20 protein-coding genes are annotated in these 18529 nt (G+C 37.0%); 8 read left to right on the plus strand and 12 right to left on the minus strand.

Annotation, left to right across the window (positions count from 1 at the left end; translation table 11 throughout):
* Positions 1-421 precede the first annotated feature (421 nt).
* Positions 422-1291: a nucleotidyltransferase-like protein gene (locus F9U64_RS22125; RefSeq protein WP_153407066.1), complete on the minus strand. Its 870-nt coding sequence runs from the start codon at positions 1289-1291 to the stop codon at positions 422-424.
* A 202-nt stretch (positions 1292-1493) separates the two neighbouring features.
* Here F9U64_RS22125 and F9U64_RS22130 point away from each other — a divergent pair, with 202 nt between their 5' ends.
* On the plus strand, positions 1494-1862 hold the full coding sequence (locus tag F9U64_RS22130) for a YgzB family protein (RefSeq protein ID WP_153407067.1): 369 nt from the start codon (positions 1494-1496) through the stop codon (positions 1860-1862).
* Between the two features lie 94 nt (positions 1863-1956).
* On the opposite strand, the gene perR is transcribed toward F9U64_RS22130, so the two are convergent.
* The 4 genes from perR to F9U64_RS22150 all read right to left on the minus strand — a co-directional run bounded on the left by perR (position 1957) and on the right by F9U64_RS22150 (position 4159).
* Complete coding sequence (perR, locus tag F9U64_RS22135) at positions 1957-2406, minus strand: peroxide-responsive transcriptional repressor PerR (protein WP_153407068.1); 450 nt, start codon at positions 2404-2406, stop codon at positions 1957-1959.
* 167 nt (positions 2407-2573) lie between these two features.
* Entirely contained in the window at positions 2574-3134 is a 561-nt protein-coding gene (locus F9U64_RS22140) for a cob(I)yrinic acid a,c-diamide adenosyltransferase (protein ID WP_153407069.1), read from the minus strand.
* Positions 3135-3199: 65 nt separating this feature from the next.
* Positions 3200-3673 (minus strand): thioredoxin-dependent thiol peroxidase, encoded by a 474-nt coding sequence (gene bcp / locus F9U64_RS22145; RefSeq protein ID WP_153407070.1) that lies wholly within the window; start codon positions 3671-3673, stop codon positions 3200-3202.
* Positions 3674-3739: 66 nt separating this feature from the next.
* Positions 3740-4159: a potassium channel family protein gene (locus tag F9U64_RS22150; protein WP_228275862.1), complete on the minus strand. Its 420-nt coding sequence runs from the start codon at positions 4157-4159 to the stop codon at positions 3740-3742.
* 70 nt (positions 4160-4229) lie between these two features.
* Between F9U64_RS22150 and F9U64_RS22155 the strand changes: the two genes are divergently transcribed.
* The 5 genes from F9U64_RS22155 to F9U64_RS22175 all read left to right on the plus strand — a co-directional run bounded on the left by F9U64_RS22155 (position 4230) and on the right by F9U64_RS22175 (position 10080).
* Positions 4230-4925 (plus strand): response regulator transcription factor, encoded by a 696-nt coding sequence (locus tag F9U64_RS22155; RefSeq protein ID WP_153407071.1) that lies wholly within the window; start codon positions 4230-4232, stop codon positions 4923-4925.
* Position 4926: 1 nt separating this feature from the next.
* Complete coding sequence (locus F9U64_RS22160; protein WP_153407072.1) at positions 4927-5928, plus strand: sensor histidine kinase; 1002 nt, start codon at positions 4927-4929, stop codon at positions 5926-5928.
* Between the two features lie 124 nt (positions 5929-6052).
* Entirely contained in the window at positions 6053-6829 is a 777-nt protein-coding gene (locus tag F9U64_RS22165) for an ABC transporter ATP-binding protein (RefSeq protein ID WP_153407073.1), read from the plus strand.
* Positions 6804-8714: an ABC transporter permease gene (locus tag F9U64_RS22170; protein ID WP_153407074.1), complete on the plus strand. Its 1911-nt coding sequence runs from the start codon at positions 6804-6806 to the stop codon at positions 8712-8714. The genes F9U64_RS22165 and F9U64_RS22170 overlap by 26 nt, the downstream gene beginning before the upstream one ends.
* Before the next feature lie 73 nt (positions 8715-8787).
* Entirely contained in the window at positions 8788-10080 is a 1293-nt protein-coding gene (locus F9U64_RS22175) for a glutamate-1-semialdehyde 2,1-aminomutase (protein ID WP_153407075.1), read from the plus strand.
* 88 nt (positions 10081-10168) lie between these two features.
* Here the strand turns inward: F9U64_RS22175 and F9U64_RS22180 are convergent, their stop codons facing one another.
* Positions 10169-11386, minus strand: coding sequence for a bacillibactin exporter BcbE (locus F9U64_RS22180; RefSeq protein WP_153407076.1), 1218 nt, complete (start codon positions 11384-11386; stop codon positions 10169-10171).
* 182 nt (positions 11387-11568) lie between these two features.
* On the opposite strand from F9U64_RS22180, the gene F9U64_RS22185 reads away from it, so the two are divergent.
* A complete protein-coding gene (locus F9U64_RS22185) occupies positions 11569-12651 on the plus strand; it encodes an FUSC family protein (RefSeq protein ID WP_153407077.1) in 1083 nt (360 codons plus the stop codon).
* Between the two features lie 4 nt (positions 12652-12655).
* Here F9U64_RS22185 and F9U64_RS22190 read toward each other — a convergent pair whose 3' ends face one another.
* From F9U64_RS22190 to mutY, 4 genes are all read right to left on the minus strand, one after another.
* A complete protein-coding gene (locus F9U64_RS22190; RefSeq protein WP_153407078.1) occupies positions 12656-14407 on the minus strand; it encodes an ABC transporter ATP-binding protein in 1752 nt (583 codons plus the stop codon).
* Between the two features lie 101 nt (positions 14408-14508).
* Entirely contained in the window at positions 14509-15039 is a 531-nt protein-coding gene (ntdP, locus tag F9U64_RS22195) for a nucleoside tri-diphosphate phosphatase (RefSeq protein ID WP_153407079.1), read from the minus strand.
* 180 nt (positions 15040-15219) lie between these two features.
* Positions 15220-15393, minus strand: a complete 174-nt coding sequence (locus tag F9U64_RS22200; protein ID WP_153407080.1) for a gamma-type small acid-soluble spore protein — start codon at positions 15391-15393, stop codon at positions 15220-15222.
* A 132-nt stretch (positions 15394-15525) separates the two neighbouring features.
* Positions 15526-16614 (minus strand): A/G-specific adenine glycosylase, encoded by a 1089-nt coding sequence (gene mutY / locus F9U64_RS22205; RefSeq protein WP_153407081.1) that lies wholly within the window; start codon positions 16612-16614, stop codon positions 15526-15528.
* A 118-nt stretch (positions 16615-16732) separates the two neighbouring features.
* Between mutY and F9U64_RS22210 the strand changes: the two genes are divergently transcribed.
* Entirely contained in the window at positions 16733-17722 is a 990-nt protein-coding gene (locus F9U64_RS22210) for a metal-dependent hydrolase (protein WP_153407082.1), read from the plus strand.
* A 32-nt stretch (positions 17723-17754) separates the two neighbouring features.
* Here F9U64_RS22210 and F9U64_RS22215 read toward each other — a convergent pair whose 3' ends face one another.
* Positions 17755-18027 (minus strand): YfhJ family protein, encoded by a 273-nt coding sequence (locus F9U64_RS22215; RefSeq protein WP_153407085.1) that lies wholly within the window; start codon positions 18025-18027, stop codon positions 17755-17757.
* Between the two features lie 13 nt (positions 18028-18040).
* Entirely contained in the window at positions 18041-18370 is a 330-nt protein-coding gene (locus F9U64_RS22220; protein WP_153407083.1) for a YfhH family protein, read from the minus strand.
* Between the last annotated feature and the right edge of the window lie 159 nt (positions 18371-18529).

Below are 18529 nucleotides of genomic sequence, written 5' to 3' on the forward strand. Positions count from 1 at the left end.
TCGCTTCTAAAAGCTAGCTTGTTTCTTAAATATTCTTTCATACTGGTTGTTTTGTTCAGTTTTCAATGATCAATGTTGTTGCTGTTTTTTTTGCGACAGCTTTTATATTATATCAACTTAATTCGTCTTTGTCAACAACTTTTTATAAGTTTTTTTAACAAGTTTTTTTAAGTTTTTGCTGCGTGTTTCAGCGACGTATAATAATATACCATGCATTGAATTAATAAGTCAATAACTTTTTTATAAAAATTTATTTTATTGTATCTGCTATTTCTACAGGTGTTGCTGCACCATTATCCTTCGCCCAAAACATTGTATGTCGTTTTATTATTAATGTGCAACATAACAAGAAATATATCTATATAATACGAAAAGCAACCACTCCTATCTAAAAAACAAGGTGGTTGCTTTTATATATCCCTTAATTCTTCACCTTATACTTACGATGAGAAATCACATTACTCTTCGTTTCTTCTAAATATACTTCAACTTTTCCTGATACGATTAGAAATTCCATTACACTAACTAAATCATACATATATACTTCTAACTCTGGATGAACTTTTAATTCACCAAACCCCCATGGCTCCTCCCTCTTCTGCATAATCTCTATTAAATGTTCAGAACAGATGTCAATTATCTTATTTATTGAAAACTCGATAGCAATCAACATTAGCTCTACTTTCTTCTTTAAATCCTCTTTACTTCTAATAAGTTCTTCATACAACTTGTAAATTTGCGGATCAATTCTTTTGACTTGCTTCCATACCATCACTTCAGGATGATAACCTTTTTCTATTATAGAGATCCTTCCTAAATAATGCAGGGACCGTAACATTCTGCTGTAGGAATCTAAATAATCTTCTGATTGATACAGGTTCTTTCCTTCACTATAGTTTCTCGTTAATTTAGAGAATTCGATCGCCAGTTTCAATTTTCTTTTATCACTTGGAAAAACTCTTAGTGTCTCCTTCAAATCTTTTAAGTACTCATTCCGGTCATAAATAATCTTCCCATTTATTATCCATTCCATCGCCAGGCGGTATCTGCTAGTATTTATCCAGTCTTCCAGTACATCCTGTTGAATGACATGCAGAGCTGCCGATTTATTATTATATTCATAATGCTTCACAAGCCATTTCTGATCTGATTCTGAAACAACTACAAGTAAGATGGTATCAAAATTATCTGTCTCTGGACTGATCTCTTCGTTTTTCTCCATTATAAGAATACCAAGTGTATCTGGATTGCTTGCACGTTCTTGATATATTGGTCTTAAAATATCCTCCAAGAGAATTCCCCCTTATTTTTCATAGTATCTACAATTCGATAGATAACAGATGATTCCTTTTCAAAAAACACAAAATTTCGCAATTTCCATCCATTTACCCATTCATTTACAAAAAAATTACTAATAATAGAAAGGTATCCATTTCCATTGTGTATATGCTATACTACTATATGTACATAGCAATGACTACGGAGGAAAAGCAATGGCTGAAATAACATATAAAAACAAGATAAATCGAATTCGCTCCTTTGCATTAGCATTAATATTTATAGGTTTTGGCATTATGTATGTTGGCATATTATTCAGAAAAGCAGAATGGGTAATGCTGATATTTATTATATTAGGAACACTGGCAATTGTATTTAGTACGGTTGTCTATTTCTGGATTGGACTCTTATCTACCAGGGCTGTCCAAATAATCTGTCCTACATGTAACAAACCAACGAAAATGTTAGGGCGTGTTGATGCATGTATGCATTGTAAGCAGCCATTAACATTAGACAGAGATCTGGAAGGAAAAGAATTTGACGAAAGCTATAATTCAAAGAAAAAAGAACGCAAAAGCCGCTAACTCCAGATAGCGGCTTTTCTATTTGATTAGCAGCCGCTGTTGTTTCTAAAAAACAAAAACACACGACAACAAGCCGTGTGCGATACCATTGCTTTTATATAATTTGCTGTTTTTCTTTTTTACACTCTTGACACACACCATAAACTTCCAGTCTGTGATGAGTTACATCGAACCCTGTAATTTGCTCTGCTAATGATTCCACTTCATCCAGGCTTGGATAATGGAAGTCAACAATTTTGCCACAGCTCTCACAAATAATGTGGTAATGCTTAGAAGTATTACAGTCAAACCGACTAGAAGAGTCACCATAAGTAAGCTCTCTTACCAGCCCGATTTCACGGAATACACGCAAGTTATTATATACAGTAGCAACACTCATATTAGGGAATTTACCTTCCAGAGCTTTATAAATATCATCAGCAGTAGGGTGAGTTTCTGAATTTAATAAGAACTCCAACACCGCATGACGCTGTGGTGTAATTCGAACTCCAGATGACTTCAGTCTTTCAACAGCTTCCTGTAACATATGTTCAGACACCGTCATGCACCTCACTTTCTCCTACAAAATTGAAAAATTAATTGTTCTTCTGTTATTAGTTTACAATACAAACAGTATTAACACAATTATTACTTTATAATTCTTATAATTAGTGTACTCTTTATTAGCTTGTCCTGTCAATAAAAGTATATAGGCAAAAGCAGTTTTTTATTCTATATATCCGGAATTAATATATGCTCTTCTATCTGTAATTGGTTGTTCACATATCTTGCAGCAACAAATAAATAATCAGACAACCGGTTCATATATTGCAGAACCATTGGCGTATGTAATTCATCCTTTAGGCCGACTATCAGCCTTTCCGCTCTCCTGGTAACAGTTCTCGCGTGATGTAAGGCAGAAGCAGCAACATGACCAGATGGCAGGATAAAATTCTTCAATTCAGGTAATTGCTCCTGCCAGTAATCAATTTCTTCTTCTAATTTCTTTATATGCTTTTCTTCAATCCTCCACATTACTTCTTTCTCTTTCGGTGTGGCTAATTCTGAACCGATATGAAACAACACTGTCTGAACATGATGAAGACTTGTCTGCATCTTCTGTCTCTCTTCCCATTCATCAACTTCTGCCAGATGACTGACTGCCAGACCAATGATCGAATTAACCTCATCACATGTTCCATATGCTTCAACACGCAAGTCATTTTTCGCTACTCTCTTGCCATATATCAGGGAAGTTTCTCCGCTATCACCTGTTTTGGTATAGATACGCATAATTTGTTACCCTCCTTAATAAGAAGAAAGTGCAAGCAACTTAATGCCTGCACTATTGTCGTTTTCTAGTTATTTAATTCTTCACGAATATATTGCAGGGCATTATCAACATGTCCCTTTACTTGGACGTCTCGATACTCTTTCTGCAGAACACCTTCCGCATCAATAATGAAAGTTGAGCGAACAATACCCATATACTCTTTGCCGAATTTCTTCTTTAATTGCCAGACACCGAATTGCTCTGCCACTTCCTTCTCTTCATCGACCAGTAATTCAAACGGTAAATCATGTTTGTCGATAAACTTTTTATGGCTTTCCTCAGAATCAGGACTTACACCAAGGATTACAGCATTAACATCCTGAAAGCTTTCATAATTATCACGGAAATCACAAGCTTCTGTCGTACAGCCTGGTGTATCATCTTTCGGATAGAAATAAAGGACCACATTTTTCCCCTTATAATCGGAAAGCTTCACTGTTTCCCCTTTATTATTTGTTAATGAAAAGTCTGTTACTTTTTGACCTGTTTCTACTGTCATACATAATCCCTCCATTATTAAAAGTTCTCCTCTTAGGTTACTTGAAATAATAGAAAGTCTCAACTATTACCGACTGAGACGTTCCCCGTTCTTCCCTTGAAATACTTTTAGAAAAAAGGCTGTCGGCAGAATGTACCCAATGAGTGATTCAATTAATGCAAGCAGTCTGCCCCAGCCAATTGGTGTAATATCCCCATACCCTACTGTCATTAAGGTGACACCACTGAAATAAAAAGAGTGAGCCAATGTCTCGAATGGTGGCAATCGATGCAGTTTCCCATCATCTAACAAAATCACACCTTGAAAAGACAAAACAAAATATAAACAGGCAAATGATGTGAGAACAGTAAAATAGACAACAAGCAATGTATAAAAAATTTCATAGGAAAAATAGCTTCTTTTATGTACTTTTCCAAAGAGAAATGCATTTAAACTGCCGATTAGCAAAAAGATAATTAGTAAAATGGAGATAATGGCAATCAGCAAGTCGCCACCCCTTTTCCTGTTTATTTTTTCCTATCTTTAGTTTACGATAGATAAGTAGAGGTGATGACAATTGATGCGGATTTATATTGTAGAAGATGATCAGAAAATTCGAGATATATTGGAAGATTACTTAATGAAATATAATTATGAGATAGAAACAGTAAAAGATTTTAATGAAATCCAAACAGAATTTCAGCAGTTTGAGCCACATCTCGTTCTATTAGACATCAATCTGCCCAGGTTCGATGGATTCTACTGGTGCCGTAAAATCCGGACTATTAGTAATTGCCCAATCATTTTTATATCTGCACGTGACAGCGGGATGGATCAGGTAATGGCAATCGAAAATGGGGCTGATGATTATATTACCAAACCATTTCAACTGGAAGTAGTTTTAGCCAAAATTAAGAGTATCCTAAGACGCGTATATGGTGAATACCGCTCAGACAGACAATCTGCGGTTATCGAAGTAGAAGGATTGCATCTCGATACATCTACTTTCTATCTATCTTACCATGACAAGAATATTCTGCTGACAAAGAAAGAATGTTTACTTGCACAAGCTCTGCTTTCACAAGTAGAACAAATTGTTTCCAGAGAATTTTTATTAGAAAAATTATGGGATGATCAGGATTTTGTAGATGATAATACTCTTAGTGTTAATATGACCAGACTGAGAAAAAAACTTGCAGATCTTCATATCACAGATGCAATTACGACAATACGCGGCGCTGGTTATAAATTAGAAAAAGCATGGGTGAACTAGGATGATGGCATATTTAAAAGATCAATTAGCTTCGATCGTTTTTTTCTATTCTCAAATTGCGCTTGTTATGCTTATCGCACAATTGGCAAGCAGAATAAATGGTTTTACGATCAGTAATGGCAATTTATTTTATATGGTGGTTATTGTTTCTTTTTTCCTGCTTATTTATCACATTATACGCTATCTGAAATTTCGGGATATGTACCGGTTTACATCCCATGATACGACAGAAACAGCCTGGCTGCCTGATCCGCCCAACCAGCTAACAAGCCAAATTAAACAACATTACGAAAAACAATATGATGCTTATAAACAAGAGCTGGAAAAACTGTATGGCGAAAAAAAACAGGAAAGCATGTTTATGCAACAGTGGGTCCATCAGATGAAAACACCACTATCTGTCATGCAGCTGATATTGGAAAAAGAAGCCCATTCAATGCCACACGCAACAAAAAGTGATTTAGAGGAAGAATTAGACAGAATGAAGCACGGACTTCAACTTGCATTATATCAGGCAAGGCTGCAGCAATTTGAAAGAGACTTCTATGTGGAAAAAATCCGCTTCAGGGAACTTGTCCGTTCCGTTATCCAAGATCACAAATCAAGTTTTATCAGGAATCATGTCTATCCAAAAGTAGAAATAGATGATTCTGTAACCATCTATTCTGATCCTAAGTGGTTACGGTTTGTTTTGGAGCAGATTACCAGCAATTCGATTAAGTATGCCAGCGGAACAAAAACACAGATACTCTATACTGTCAAAAACACGAGCGGTGTCTATCAATTGCAAATAAAAGATGAAGGTATTGGAATTCCCCCACAAGATATAAAACGGATATTTGATCCATTTTTCACAGGACATAACGGACGTCATTATCAGGAATCAACAGGAATGGGACTATATTTATCCAAGGAGATTTGCGAAGCCCTAAACCACAAAATCAGTGTCCATTCAAAAGTAAACAAAGGAACAAGTGTAATGATAACGTTCGAAACAGGTTAGCCAGAGAAATCTTACATAATTGTAAGGTTTCCTTTTTATTTTGAAAGAATAAACAATAGGTTATGCTGTACTAAGCCATTATAATAAGATGAGAAGCTTCATAACAGAAAGGAAGAAAAAACTGATGACTATTCTGGAAGCAAAAAATGTATCCAAAGTCTACGGAACCAGACGCGGAATTGAACATAAAGCAATTGATAATATTTCGCTCTCGGTTACTAAAGGCGAATTTGTCGGAGTAATGGGACCATCAGGCAGTGGAAAAACAACATTGTTAAATGTCCTCTCTACTATTGATCGTATCTCTGCTGGGACCATTGAAATAAATAATCAGGATATAGCCAAATTATCAAAAGAAAAGCTGGCGAAGTTCCGCCGTAAGCAATTAGGTTTTATCTTTCAGGACTTTAATTTATTAGATACCTTAACAATTGCCGAGAACATTATGCTGCCTCTCACATTAGACGGATGGAAGGTAAAAGATATGGAACAGCGATTAGCAAAAGTATCGAAGCAATTGGAAATAGACACAATCTTAAGAAGGCGAAGTTTTGAAGTTTCTGGTGGACAAATGCAGCGTGCCGCTATTGCCCGGGCAATAATTCATGATCCTTCGATCATTTTCGCTGACGAACCAACAGGAAATTTGGATTCCAAAGCATCGAAGCAGGTAATGGAAGCATTGAGTCATTTAAATAAAGAAAAAGAAGCGACAACGCTAATGGTAACACACGATCCATTTGCTGCAAGTTTCTGTGAGCGGATTGTTTTTATTAAAGACGGGAAATTATTTAACCAGCTGGACAAAGGGGACAGCCGCCAGGCATTTTTCCAGGAGATATTAAATGTACAGTCAATGCTGGGAGGAGACACAGATGACCTTCAGACAGTTCGCCTTTAATAATGTAAAACGAAATGCAAGGCAATATATGAGCTATTTCTTCAGCTGTATGTTTTCTGTCGCGGTTTTCTTCATCTATGCCGTTATCATGTATCATCATGAGATTGATGGACATGAATTCCGGGCAAACGTCCAGCGCGGGATTATGGCTGTGGAGATGATTATTTTTGCCTTTTCTTTCTTATTTGTCCTTTATTCGACAGGGGCATTTATCAGGTCACGGAAAAAGGAATATGGTTTGTTAATGACTTTAGGTATCAGCAAACGACAGCTCAACTGGCTTCTTATTTTGGAGAACACCATCATTGGAGTTATTTCGATTGCCGCAGGAGTACTTGTAGGAATTTTATTTTCCAACATCTTTATCATGGTTTTCTCCCAGATTCTTGGGATTGAAGGAACATTAGGCTTTTATATTGCTCCTAAAGCTGTACTGCTTACTGTTGTAAGTTATTTTATTATGTTTGAACTGAATTCTTTGCTTGTTGTCTGGATCTTAAGAACAAATTCGATCATTGATTTGTTTCGTGGTGCAAAAGCTCCTAAACAAGTCCCGAGATTTTCGTGGGTTTTGAGCATCATAGGAGCAGGACTAGTTCTTTCAGCATATTATTTAGCTGCAACTGCAGATTTGATAACTATTTTCAACCGGATGTTTATCATTTTATTATTAATCATTCCGGGGACATATTTATTATACACCCAATTTTCTATTGCGCTGATTTCTATCATAAAAAATAGAAAAAAGCTTTATTTTCATAAAACAAATCTGCTGACAATTTCTGAACTTCATTATAAATTAAAAGATAATGCCAGATTACTTTTCTTTGTAACGATCTTAAGTGCCGTATCCTTTACAGCTTCAGGCGTTCTGTATGGTGCATATGAAAGTGCCCAAAACGAAGCGAATGCTTATATTCCTCATGACCTGTCTCTATTAACGGATGGAGAAGGAAATATAACTGGAATGGATCAGGAGATATCTAATATAATTACTTCTCTGGAGAAAGAGAATGTAGATTTTTCGGTGATTGATACTACAGGGATAAAAGCTGATATTGTCGATTCAGAGGAAGAAGAATCAGTGGATCTATGGGCATATTCTGATTATGCCGAATTTGCCAGATTAAATCATTCTTCTATTCATCCATTGCAGAATGATAATCAGGCATTTGTTCTATTACCTTATCTATTGACAAATATTGAGCGAGCTATACCAGAAACTTTAACTATTCGTACAGGAGATCATGAAGAAACATTACAGCCAGTTCCAATAGAAGCCGTAATGAATACGAATGTAAGGACAAGATATACAATCATTGTTGCAGACACCATTTATCAGCAATTCACTAATGCCGCAGATAAGCATGAATTATACCGCTATTCTGCCTTTTCGATCAGTAATTGGCCACAGCATACCGAACTGGTAAAAGAAATAACAGATGAAATAGATGATAACATCATATTAAGTACCGATTCGAAAGCAGACTTTTATCTGGCACTGAAGACAACTCTCTCCTATACACTTTTTTTCGGATTATTTATTAGTGTTCTATTTTTCCTGGCAGCAGGTTCGATCCTTTACTTCAAAATGTATCAGGGTTTAGACAAGGATATTGAGCAATACAAATCCTTATACCGAATCGGGCTGACACTGAAGGAAATGAAGCAGATCGCAACTAAGCAAATTGCTTTCTTATTCTTTATTCCGTTTGGTTTAGCTGTCCTTCACGCAAGCTTTGCCTTTCGTGCTTTGCAAAATATGCTGGCTTCATCAATTATTTTACCAAGTATTACTTTAATCAGCGGATATTTGGTTATTTACTCGATTTACTTTTTCTTTATAAGAAGTCTCTATATTGCTAAGCTAAAAAAAGTGATGTAAGTACGATTGTTTTTTCCTCTGTAATAGTTAATGCTATAATGAAAGATGCATTTTCTATTATGGAGGTTTTTTTATGCAATTTAATCAATCAGAAGCTTTACATAAAGAAGCACAAGAACATATCGTTGGCGGAGTCAACTCCCCTTCTCGTGCATTTAAAGGTGTTGGCGGGGGTACGCCTGTATATATGGAGAAAGCCGAAGGAGCATATTTTTGGGATGTTGATGGCAATAAGTATATAGACTATTTAGGTGCATATGGTCCGATTATTACAGGACATGCCCACCCACATATCACCAAAGCAATCAAAGAAGCAGCAGAGAATGGGGTATTATACGGGACTCCGACAAAGCTGGAGAATATCTTTGCCCAAAAGTTAAAAGAGGCAATCCCTTCAATGGATAAAGTCCGCTTTGTTAATTCCGGTACAGAGGCTGTGATGACAACAATTCGTGTCGCACGTGCTTATACGAAGAGGGAAAAAATCATAAAGTTTGCAGGTTGCTACCACGGCCACTTTGATGCAGTACTTGTCCAGGCGGGATCAGGCCCCTCTACATTAGGGAATCCAGATTCAGCCGGGGTAACACAGGCAACTGCGAAAGAGGTAGTTACCGTTCCTTTTAATGACATTGATGCGTTAAAAGAAGCACTTCAACATTGGGGCGACCAGATAGCGGCAGTACTAATTGAACCAATCGTCGGTAACTTCGGTATTGTGGAACCAGCACCTGGATTTCTTGAGCAAGTGAAAGAACTTACCCATGAAAATGGGTCCTTACTGATTTTCGATGAGGTAATTACTGCCTTCAGATTTACTTATGGCTCTGCCCAGCAAATCGTTGGAGTCGAACCTGATATGACAGCACTTGGTAAAATTATTGGCGGTGGTCTCCCGATTGGTGCCTATGGTGGAAAGAAAGAAATTATGGAACAAGTAGCACCACTTGGACCGGCATACCAGGCAGGAACAATGGCTGGAAACCCAGCCTCCATGTCATCAGGGATTGCTTGTCTGGAAGTATTAAGTGAACAAGGAACGTACGAGAAACTGGATAAACTCGGGGCATTGCTTGAAGACGGAATTTTAAAAGCTGCCGAAAAACATGGAATTCAGATAACGATTAACCGATTAAAAGGTGCGTTCACTGTTTTCTTTGGTAATGAAAAAGTGACAAATTATGCTCAGGCTGAAGCTACAAATAGTGAGAAATTCGGTCAGTTTTTCAAGCTCATGTTGAAGCAGGGAATTAACTTGGCTCCATCCAAATATGAAGCATGGTTTTTAACAATTGCTCATACAGAGGAAGATATTAAGAAAACAATTGAATGTGTGGATCAAGCATTTGAGCAGATGGCTGATTAAGAATAGTGCCAAGTATTTTTTCTTATACTGATATTACAGGGAACAATTTATGTGTTAGAAAAAGAGGACCAAATCGGTCCTCTTTTTTTTATGAAGTAATTGATTCTGGCTTTTCATCTTGCTTAGGTTTTATCAGGAATAGTGCAATCAGAAAAGCAATTATACTTAATCCTGCAAGGAGCCAGTACAATATACCACTAGACTTATCCATCATAATCGCAACAATTGGTGGTCCTGCTGCTACTCCGAGGAATCTCATACTGCTGTAGAGTGATGTAATCGTTCCACGCACTTCTTTTTTCAATCCTTCTGTGATCAGCGCATCCAATGCTGGCAATGATAATCCTATTCCCAATCCGGCAATCGACAGGAAAACGGTGAGTATAACCATAGAAGAATCTTCTTTTACGAAAAACAGCCCAACTGCCGCAATCAAATTTCCTGCAAAAATGGTCCACTTCATTGCTACTTTATTCTTTCCGATTTTTTTTCCGGCGGCAAAGGATGCGATACACAATAATAAAAGCGGGATAGCTAGTATCAATCCTTTCCAGGCGCCTTTCATGTCAAATTTATCTTCAAGAACTGTAGAAAAGTGAAAAAGAAACCCGAATAATATGAACATATTCAAACAACCGATGATAAAAATGGTGATGAGCCATTTACCATTATCAGCAAAAGCCTGTTTCACACCATGAAGAAACATCCGGAACGTTTTCTTTTCTTCATTTTTTTCCTTAGGCGGTTTAACCAAAAACAACACAAGCAGTATAGAGATAGCGCAGAAAATCGGGATGAATACAAAAGGCAAAAACCATATAATCACAGCAAGTAATGCACCAATAATGGGACTTAACACTTTCCCGAATGTATTCGATGTCTCGATAAGCCCAAGTCCTGCACTGACATCTTCCTCATCCTCAAACATATCACCAACAGTTGGTAAAACAACAGGAAAAGCGCCAGCTGCTCCAATCCCTTGCAGAAAACGCCCAATCATTATCATAAAATAAGGGTCTTCCATTTTCCATGCTGCAAATGCAGAAAGAATTCCTCCAACAGCAGTAATAATCAGACTCGGTATGATAACTTTTTTTCGACCAATCTTATCTGACAAATATCCTGCAATTGGTATAAGTATAATAGCAACAATCGAATATATTGTAATAATCAGACTCGATTGAAAGGAAGTGATTCCTATTTCCTCCTCCATTATCGGCAATATTGGGATTAACATAGAGTTTCCCAATGTCATCACTAATGGAATGGAGGCAAGTGCATATAAAGCCAACTTTTTGCCTTTCATTACGCTTCTCCTTCATCTACATACAATTTTGTTCCTGTTCCCTATTGTTTGCTTAAAAGAATTATTAATACTAACAAAAAAATGGCATAGAAATATTCACAGGATAACCGTTATGTCTGGATTATTTCGGGTTATATCCATTACATGGTATACTGATTACAACAAAAACAGGTGGTGATTTCATGAAACTCGGGGCAAGAATGTTGAAAACAGGAATTGCTGTTTCTGTTGCATTATATATTGCAACTCTCATTGGTCTGCCATCCGCTACTTATACAGGAATTGCCGCAGCTTTTGCCATTCAGCCAAACATTTTCCGCTCGTTCCAAACAATGTTTGAACAGATTTATGCGAATATTCTTGGTGTTATCTTTGCTGCAGTTGTAGTTTTCACATTAGGAAATGATCCAATTATTATCGGGATAACAACCATTATTGTTATCGGGGTTTGTATGTATTTGAAAATGAATGAAAATACGATATCCCTTGCAATCATTGCAGTACTTGCTGTAATGGAATCAACTGAAATGATGTTATTTAACTTTGCAGGATTACGATTGTTTTCATTAACACTTGGTATTGTTACTGCCTTTTTTGTTAATATGCTGTTTTTCCCGCCAAAATATGAATTGCGCTTATTCAAGCAAATCGATCAAATGACGGCAGATATATTGCAATGGCTAAGAATCTCTACAAGACATTTATCAGATGATCCTGCATTAAAAGGAGAAATTGACCGGTTAGACAAAGAGATTACCTACATTGATAATACATACTCTTTGTATAGTGAAGAGCGAATTTACCGGAGAAAATCAAGAGTTCCGAAAATGCGCAAACTGGTAATATTCAGACAAATGATTGTTACATCCAAGAAATCTCTCGAGACACTGCGGGCATTTTACCAATATGATGATAAGATCGATACAATCCCTAAAGAATTCCAGCAAGTGCTTTTTGATGAACTTGATAAGATCATTTACTCACATGAACGATTATTATTAAGTGCAATGGGGAAAATTAAAAAAAACCAGACAAAATCAGTGGAGGATATAACCACTCCAAGAATCCCGCACTTGGTTGATACACTAATCAAGGTTTATGAAAAAAATGAAACAGAGCGTTTGAGCCTCTTACCTCTTGCATCAAGGCTGTTGGAATATCACAAAGAAATTCTCCATTTGCAAAAGCTGCTCTACAGTTATCAAAAATTCCATGAGAACATTAACCTTAATTTCAAAAAAAGAAGAAGAAGAATAGTGCCATAAAGGGCTATTCTTCTTCTAATGCTTGTATTTGATATAAATTATAATAGCTTCCTCGTTTTTGCATTAACTCCTGATGTGTGCCTTCTTCCACGATCAGACCTTTCTCGACTAAAACAATCCGGTCAGCATGGGTAATGGTTGAAAGCCTGTGTGCTACAATAAATGTTGTACGATCTGAGGCTAATTTTTCTAATGCATCTTGAATTAGACTTTCACTTTCCAAATCAAGTGCAGAGGTTGCTTCATCTAAAATTAGTAATGGCGGGTTTTTTAAGAATACACGGGCTATGGCTATACGCTGTTTTTGCCCACCGGATAATTTTACCCCACGTTCACCGACAAGTGTTTCATAACCATTGGCTAAATCTGAAATAAAGCCATGGGCATTCGCAGCCTTTGCCGCCTCTATCACTTCTTCATCTGTTGCCAGAGGATTCCCCATCCGGATATTGGCAGCGATTGATTCACTGAATAATAAATTATCCTGTAATACCATACCAATCTTGTCTCTTAATGATCGTGCTTTTACATCTCGAATATCGTGACCGTCAATTAATATGCGGCCATCTGTCACATCATAAAACCGTGGAATTAAACTGATGATGGTGGATTTTCCCCCACCGCTCATCCCTACTAATGCAACAGTTTCTCCCTGTTTCACATTTAATGAGATGTCCTGCAGAACCATCTCTTCCTCACTGTCATAACGAAAAGAAACATGATCAAATTCAATGTATCCATCCACTTTCTGCAAATCTTTGGCATCTGGCTTATCTTTTATATCATATTTTTCATCAATAAATTCAAACACACGGTCCATTGATGCGATAGATTGAACTAATACTGTTGACGAGCTGATCAATCTTCGCAGTGGATTATATACCAGATCCATATATCCAAGAAATGCAGCAATCGTTCCGACAGAGAGACCTGAAGTTATCGCAAAATAACCGGCAAATCCAATTACCAGCAATGGAGCTACATCTGTAATAGTATTCATAACAGAAAAGGTTTTCGCATTCCAATCTGTATGGTCAATGGCACGATCGAGGAAATTTTGATTTTGTTTATCAAATTGTTCCTGTTCATAATCTTCCAATGCGAAACTTCTGGTTACAGGAATACCCTGCACCCGCTCATGCAGGTGTCCTTGTACTTGTGCCAAAGCTTGTGATCTGTTCTTAGTCAGTCTTCGCAGCTTGCCATAGAATATTTTTACCGATATTCCGTATAGAGGAAATAAAGCAATCGCAACAATTGTTAACCAGACATCCATCGACAGCATAATACCAATCGCAATAAGGATTGTAACCATATCTAACCAGATATTCATTAAACCTGTCATAATGAAGTTTTTCGTTTGCTCCACATCATGAATAACTCGTGAAATTATTTCTCCTGTCTTTGTTTTGGAATAAAACTGCAAACTTAACCGCTGGATATGATCAAATAATTTCTCGCGAATATCATATAATACTTTATTACCTGTCCACTGTGCTAAATATTGACGATAATATTCAACTGGCGGCCTCACTACTACGAATACTATTGCTGCAATTCCCATTAACCAGAATAACTCCGATAATTTATCAGATGTTGACATGACATCTGATCCAATAATATTATCGATAACATGCTTAACAATTAAAGGAATTAATAAAGGAATCCCAAATTTAATGATCCCTATTAATATGGTTATAATGATTTTCCATTTATACGGATAAACAAATTGTAAATAGCGTTTTATACTGTTCAACCTTGGTGTCACCTCTTTCCTAAACGTCCTTTTATCACAGCGCTAAGCAGCCTGATAAAAGTTCCGCTAATGATCATTAGGGACCACCCCTTAGTCTCCCTTTATGATCGGTAAGTCAAATATAATTCATACCATTGATCAACGAACTCAGGTGAGAATGGACCTTTTCTCTGTCTGATCCAATGAAGCAAGTGCTGCAAATTGTTTGTAAGAATTTTGTCTAATACTTTTGGATAGTTCATTTGTATTTTATGCAATTCATATTCATCTTCATCTAATAAAGTAAATGTCATATCTGGAAATACTTTCACATCTAAATCATAATCAATATATTTAACAGCGCCATCCTCAAATACAAATGGTGAGCTTATATTACAATAATAATAAATCCCATCATCACGCAGCATACCAATGATATTAAACCAGTATTTCACGTGAAAGAAACAGATCGCAGGCTCTCTTGTGATCCATGTTCTGCCATCACTTTCTGTTACTAATGTTTTATCATTCGCCCCAATTACACGATTATTGGTTCCTTTCAACACTGTCGTTGTATCCCAGACACGATGGAGCTGACCATTGTGTTTATAGCTTTGGATTTGAATTTTGTTGCCTGGCTCTAGGCCATCCATTCGTATCTTCTCCCCTTCACAATTTATTTAGTACTAACTATTATAACGATAAAAAAATAAAAAAGCGAATACCTGTACTCAGCTGACAAAAAAACAAACGAATACACAGTTAAGTATAGTAAAGAATGAAAAAACCGGTCCATCTCAATTGAAATGGACCGGTTCTCTTTAAAACATCATTTATTTTTTTTTGTTTTCAGACTGTTGATTTTGTGCTCTCACTTCTTGTACATCTGTTTCGCTGGCAAACTCAGTGCCAAATTTGCTTTGACCTTGTGCTGCTGCTTGATTTTGACGTCTTACTTCTTGAGCGTTTGTTTTGCTCGCGTTTGCTGGATTTTGTCTTTTAGCCATCATAATCACCTCCACGAAAGTTAATTTACCCAGCTGACTTCTTTTTATTCGATTATTTTTCGGGTAAATTTTTTATTAAATTTTCGTTAGAGTTGAGTATAATCAGGAAAAGTTAATCTGTTTTAGCATAGACTATTCAAGCAGCTGACGATAAACCTTTTGATGTGAAACAGGTAACGGATACTCACTGATTTCCTCTAGCGATAATGTCTTTTGATGCTGCTTTATATCATGTAGTTGATCACATTTGATTTTCACTACATTCAGTTCCCACGTAATATGAGAGAACACATGTCTCACTGGCTGCAGTTTTTCAATGGAATGGCCAGTTGTCTGATATTTTTCATTAATATATGGCAATAAGAGATTTTCACTGACTTCTGTTATTTCCACCATAGGGAATTGCCACATTTGCGCAAGCAAGCCTTCATTTGGCCGCTGTTCTAATAAATACTCATTGTCATTCACTTCTAAAACAAGGACATGGTATGCCTTCATCTGCTGTTTCGTTTTTTTAGTTTTAATCGGCAGCGTTTGTTCTATCCCCTTGTCATAAGCAATGCAATGTTCCTGAACGGGACATAATAAACAACTTGGATTTCTTGGAGTACAAATAAGGGCACCAAGCTCCATTAAGCCTTGATTGAATGCTGATGGGTTATCATGGGAAATTAATTGTCTGACAGCTTCTTCGAATATCTTCCTTGTTTTTACTTTTGCTATATCTTCTTCAATTAATAATATTCTTGACAGGACACGCATGACATTCCCATCAACTGCAGGCTCTGGCTGTCCGTAGGCAATGCTCAACACAGCTCCTTTTGTGTATGGCCCAACACCTTTCAACTTTCCAAATTGTTCGGCATCCTGGGGAACTTTCGCTTCATAGTCGGCCACAACTTCTTTTACCGCTGTTTGAAGGTTTCTGACACGGGAATAATAACCCAAACCCTCCCAGGCTTTCAGTACCTCCTGTTCGTCAGCTGATGCAAGAGCTTCTAATGTTGGAAAAGACTGAATAAAGCGATGAAAATAAGGAATAACTGTTTCCACTTTCGTTTGCTGCAACATGATCTCAGAAACCCAGACACGATAGGGATCCTGGTTCTCACGCCATGGCAGTTCTCTTTGTTCTTTCTCAAACCATGTGATTAAGTCATGGCGAAATTGGGGTATATTAATAGGGACAGATACTACATTAGATTGGTTTCTTTTCACAATTGCTCATCCTTCGTGATACAATGATGTTGTTAATTTATGAAAAAACTTGGCTTATAAGGGCATAAATACGCTTCCCGCACTGTGGACAGTTAACAAACCAAATAAAGGGGGCAGCTAAATGGATACAGCAACACATATTACGATGGGCATTGCTATTGGCGGTTTTGCTACACTGGATCCTGTGGTGCAACAAGATCCAACCCTTTTCACAGCAGTGATGGTCGGCGCAATCGTTGGCTCTCATGCTCCAGATTTTGATACTGTGCTAAAGTTGCGCAACAATGCTGCTTATTTACGAAATCATCGTGGAATTACGCATTCTTTGCCAGCAGTGGCGTTTTGGGGAATTGCCATTTCCTCTGTTATTTATTTATTTGTTCCAGAAGTCAACTTTCTTCATCTCTGGCTATGGACATTTTTAGCTGTTATTTTCCACGTGTTTGTAGATATTTTTAATGCATATGGTACACAAGCATACCGACCTTTCACCAGAAAATGGGTAGCATATGGATTTATAAGCACTTTCGACCCTTATATATTCAGCATCCATATTATTGGCATAATTGCCTGGATGCTTGGGGCAAACCCGGGCTTCACCTGGCCGATAATTTATTTCATCATTCTATTGTATTATATTAAGAGATATCTCGACAAGCGGGAAATCGTAAAATATATTCACCAAAATTTTGAAAATGTTAAGAGGGTGACCACATCACCTACAACAAAACAAAACATTTGGCGTATCGCGATTATTACAGATGATCATTTTTATGTAGGAAGAGTGGAAGATGGTCATATTAAAGTGGATGATCAATTCGAAAAGGTACCTGTTCCAGCAAATGAAATATTCTCTGTTGCAAAAACGGATAAAAATATATCTGCATTCCTTTCATTCTCCCCAATTTACCGCTGGGAATGGAATATATATGATGACTTCAGTGAGATCAGGTTTTACGATCTCCGTTATCGTAATGAAGGTCATTATCCGTTTGTTGCTGTTGTTCAAATTGATGACAATCTGAGAATTATGAATTCCTATACTGGCTGGGTCTTCTCAGAAGAGAAATTACAGAATAAATTAAAAACTATTAATCAGCTTCCTACTTAAAAAGTAGAAGGAATCCACTCCTTCTACTTTTTTTAATGTATTGGTTTATCATCATTCCCATATATAAGTTTTTTATATTTAGGATGTCTTTCTGCAAACTCTTTTATATTTGCCCCATACTGCTGGACCCAGTGTTTTACTATCTTATGTGTCGTTTCTGCGCCTTCATATTTTCTGCCTGCTTTTGCTCGGGTTGCTTCGAAATCTTCCCACAATAATTCAACCCAGCTTCTGGCTTCAATTAAGGATAAGTCGTCGTTCATTTCTTTTAGTTCTTTAGCCAAACTTTCAATCGCGTCTTGCATTCTTCTCACCAGCCTATTGGATTTCTCCTAAAATTGATAATGGCACAGCTTCCTCTTTTTCAAATTTTTGACCAAGCAGGTTAATTCGATGCCCCCATGCAAACACACCATTAATATACGTTATTTCAAATGTCTGCCCAGGATCTCCTGCCAGTTCATAACGCTTACCTTTATGAAAATCTTTGGGATTCACTAAGTAGGCTGCTGCCATTTGCATTTTCCGCTGCAATATTTCATACTCACTTACATTACCTAATTGTTCTGCCTTCTGAACTTTTTCTTTCAATATTGCAATCTCTGCACGTAATTCTTCCACTGTAAATGTACTGTATCTTCGTTCCATTATCCCACCACCAATTGTTATTATCTATTATTTTAGCACGGAGTTTGAACAGGGACAATTTAAGTGTGTGTTCAGAAAGCCGGCAAATTAGAAGCAAGAAGGTCGAGGCGGTGCAGTGAGGAGCATCGGAACGTATGGGTTGAATACGTGAGAAGCGGA

The sequence above is a fragment of the Gracilibacillus oryzae genome (assembly GCF_009498735.1).
GTDB classification, from domain to species: Bacteria; Bacillota; Bacilli; order Bacillales; family Amphibacillaceae; genus Gracilibacillus; species Gracilibacillus oryzae.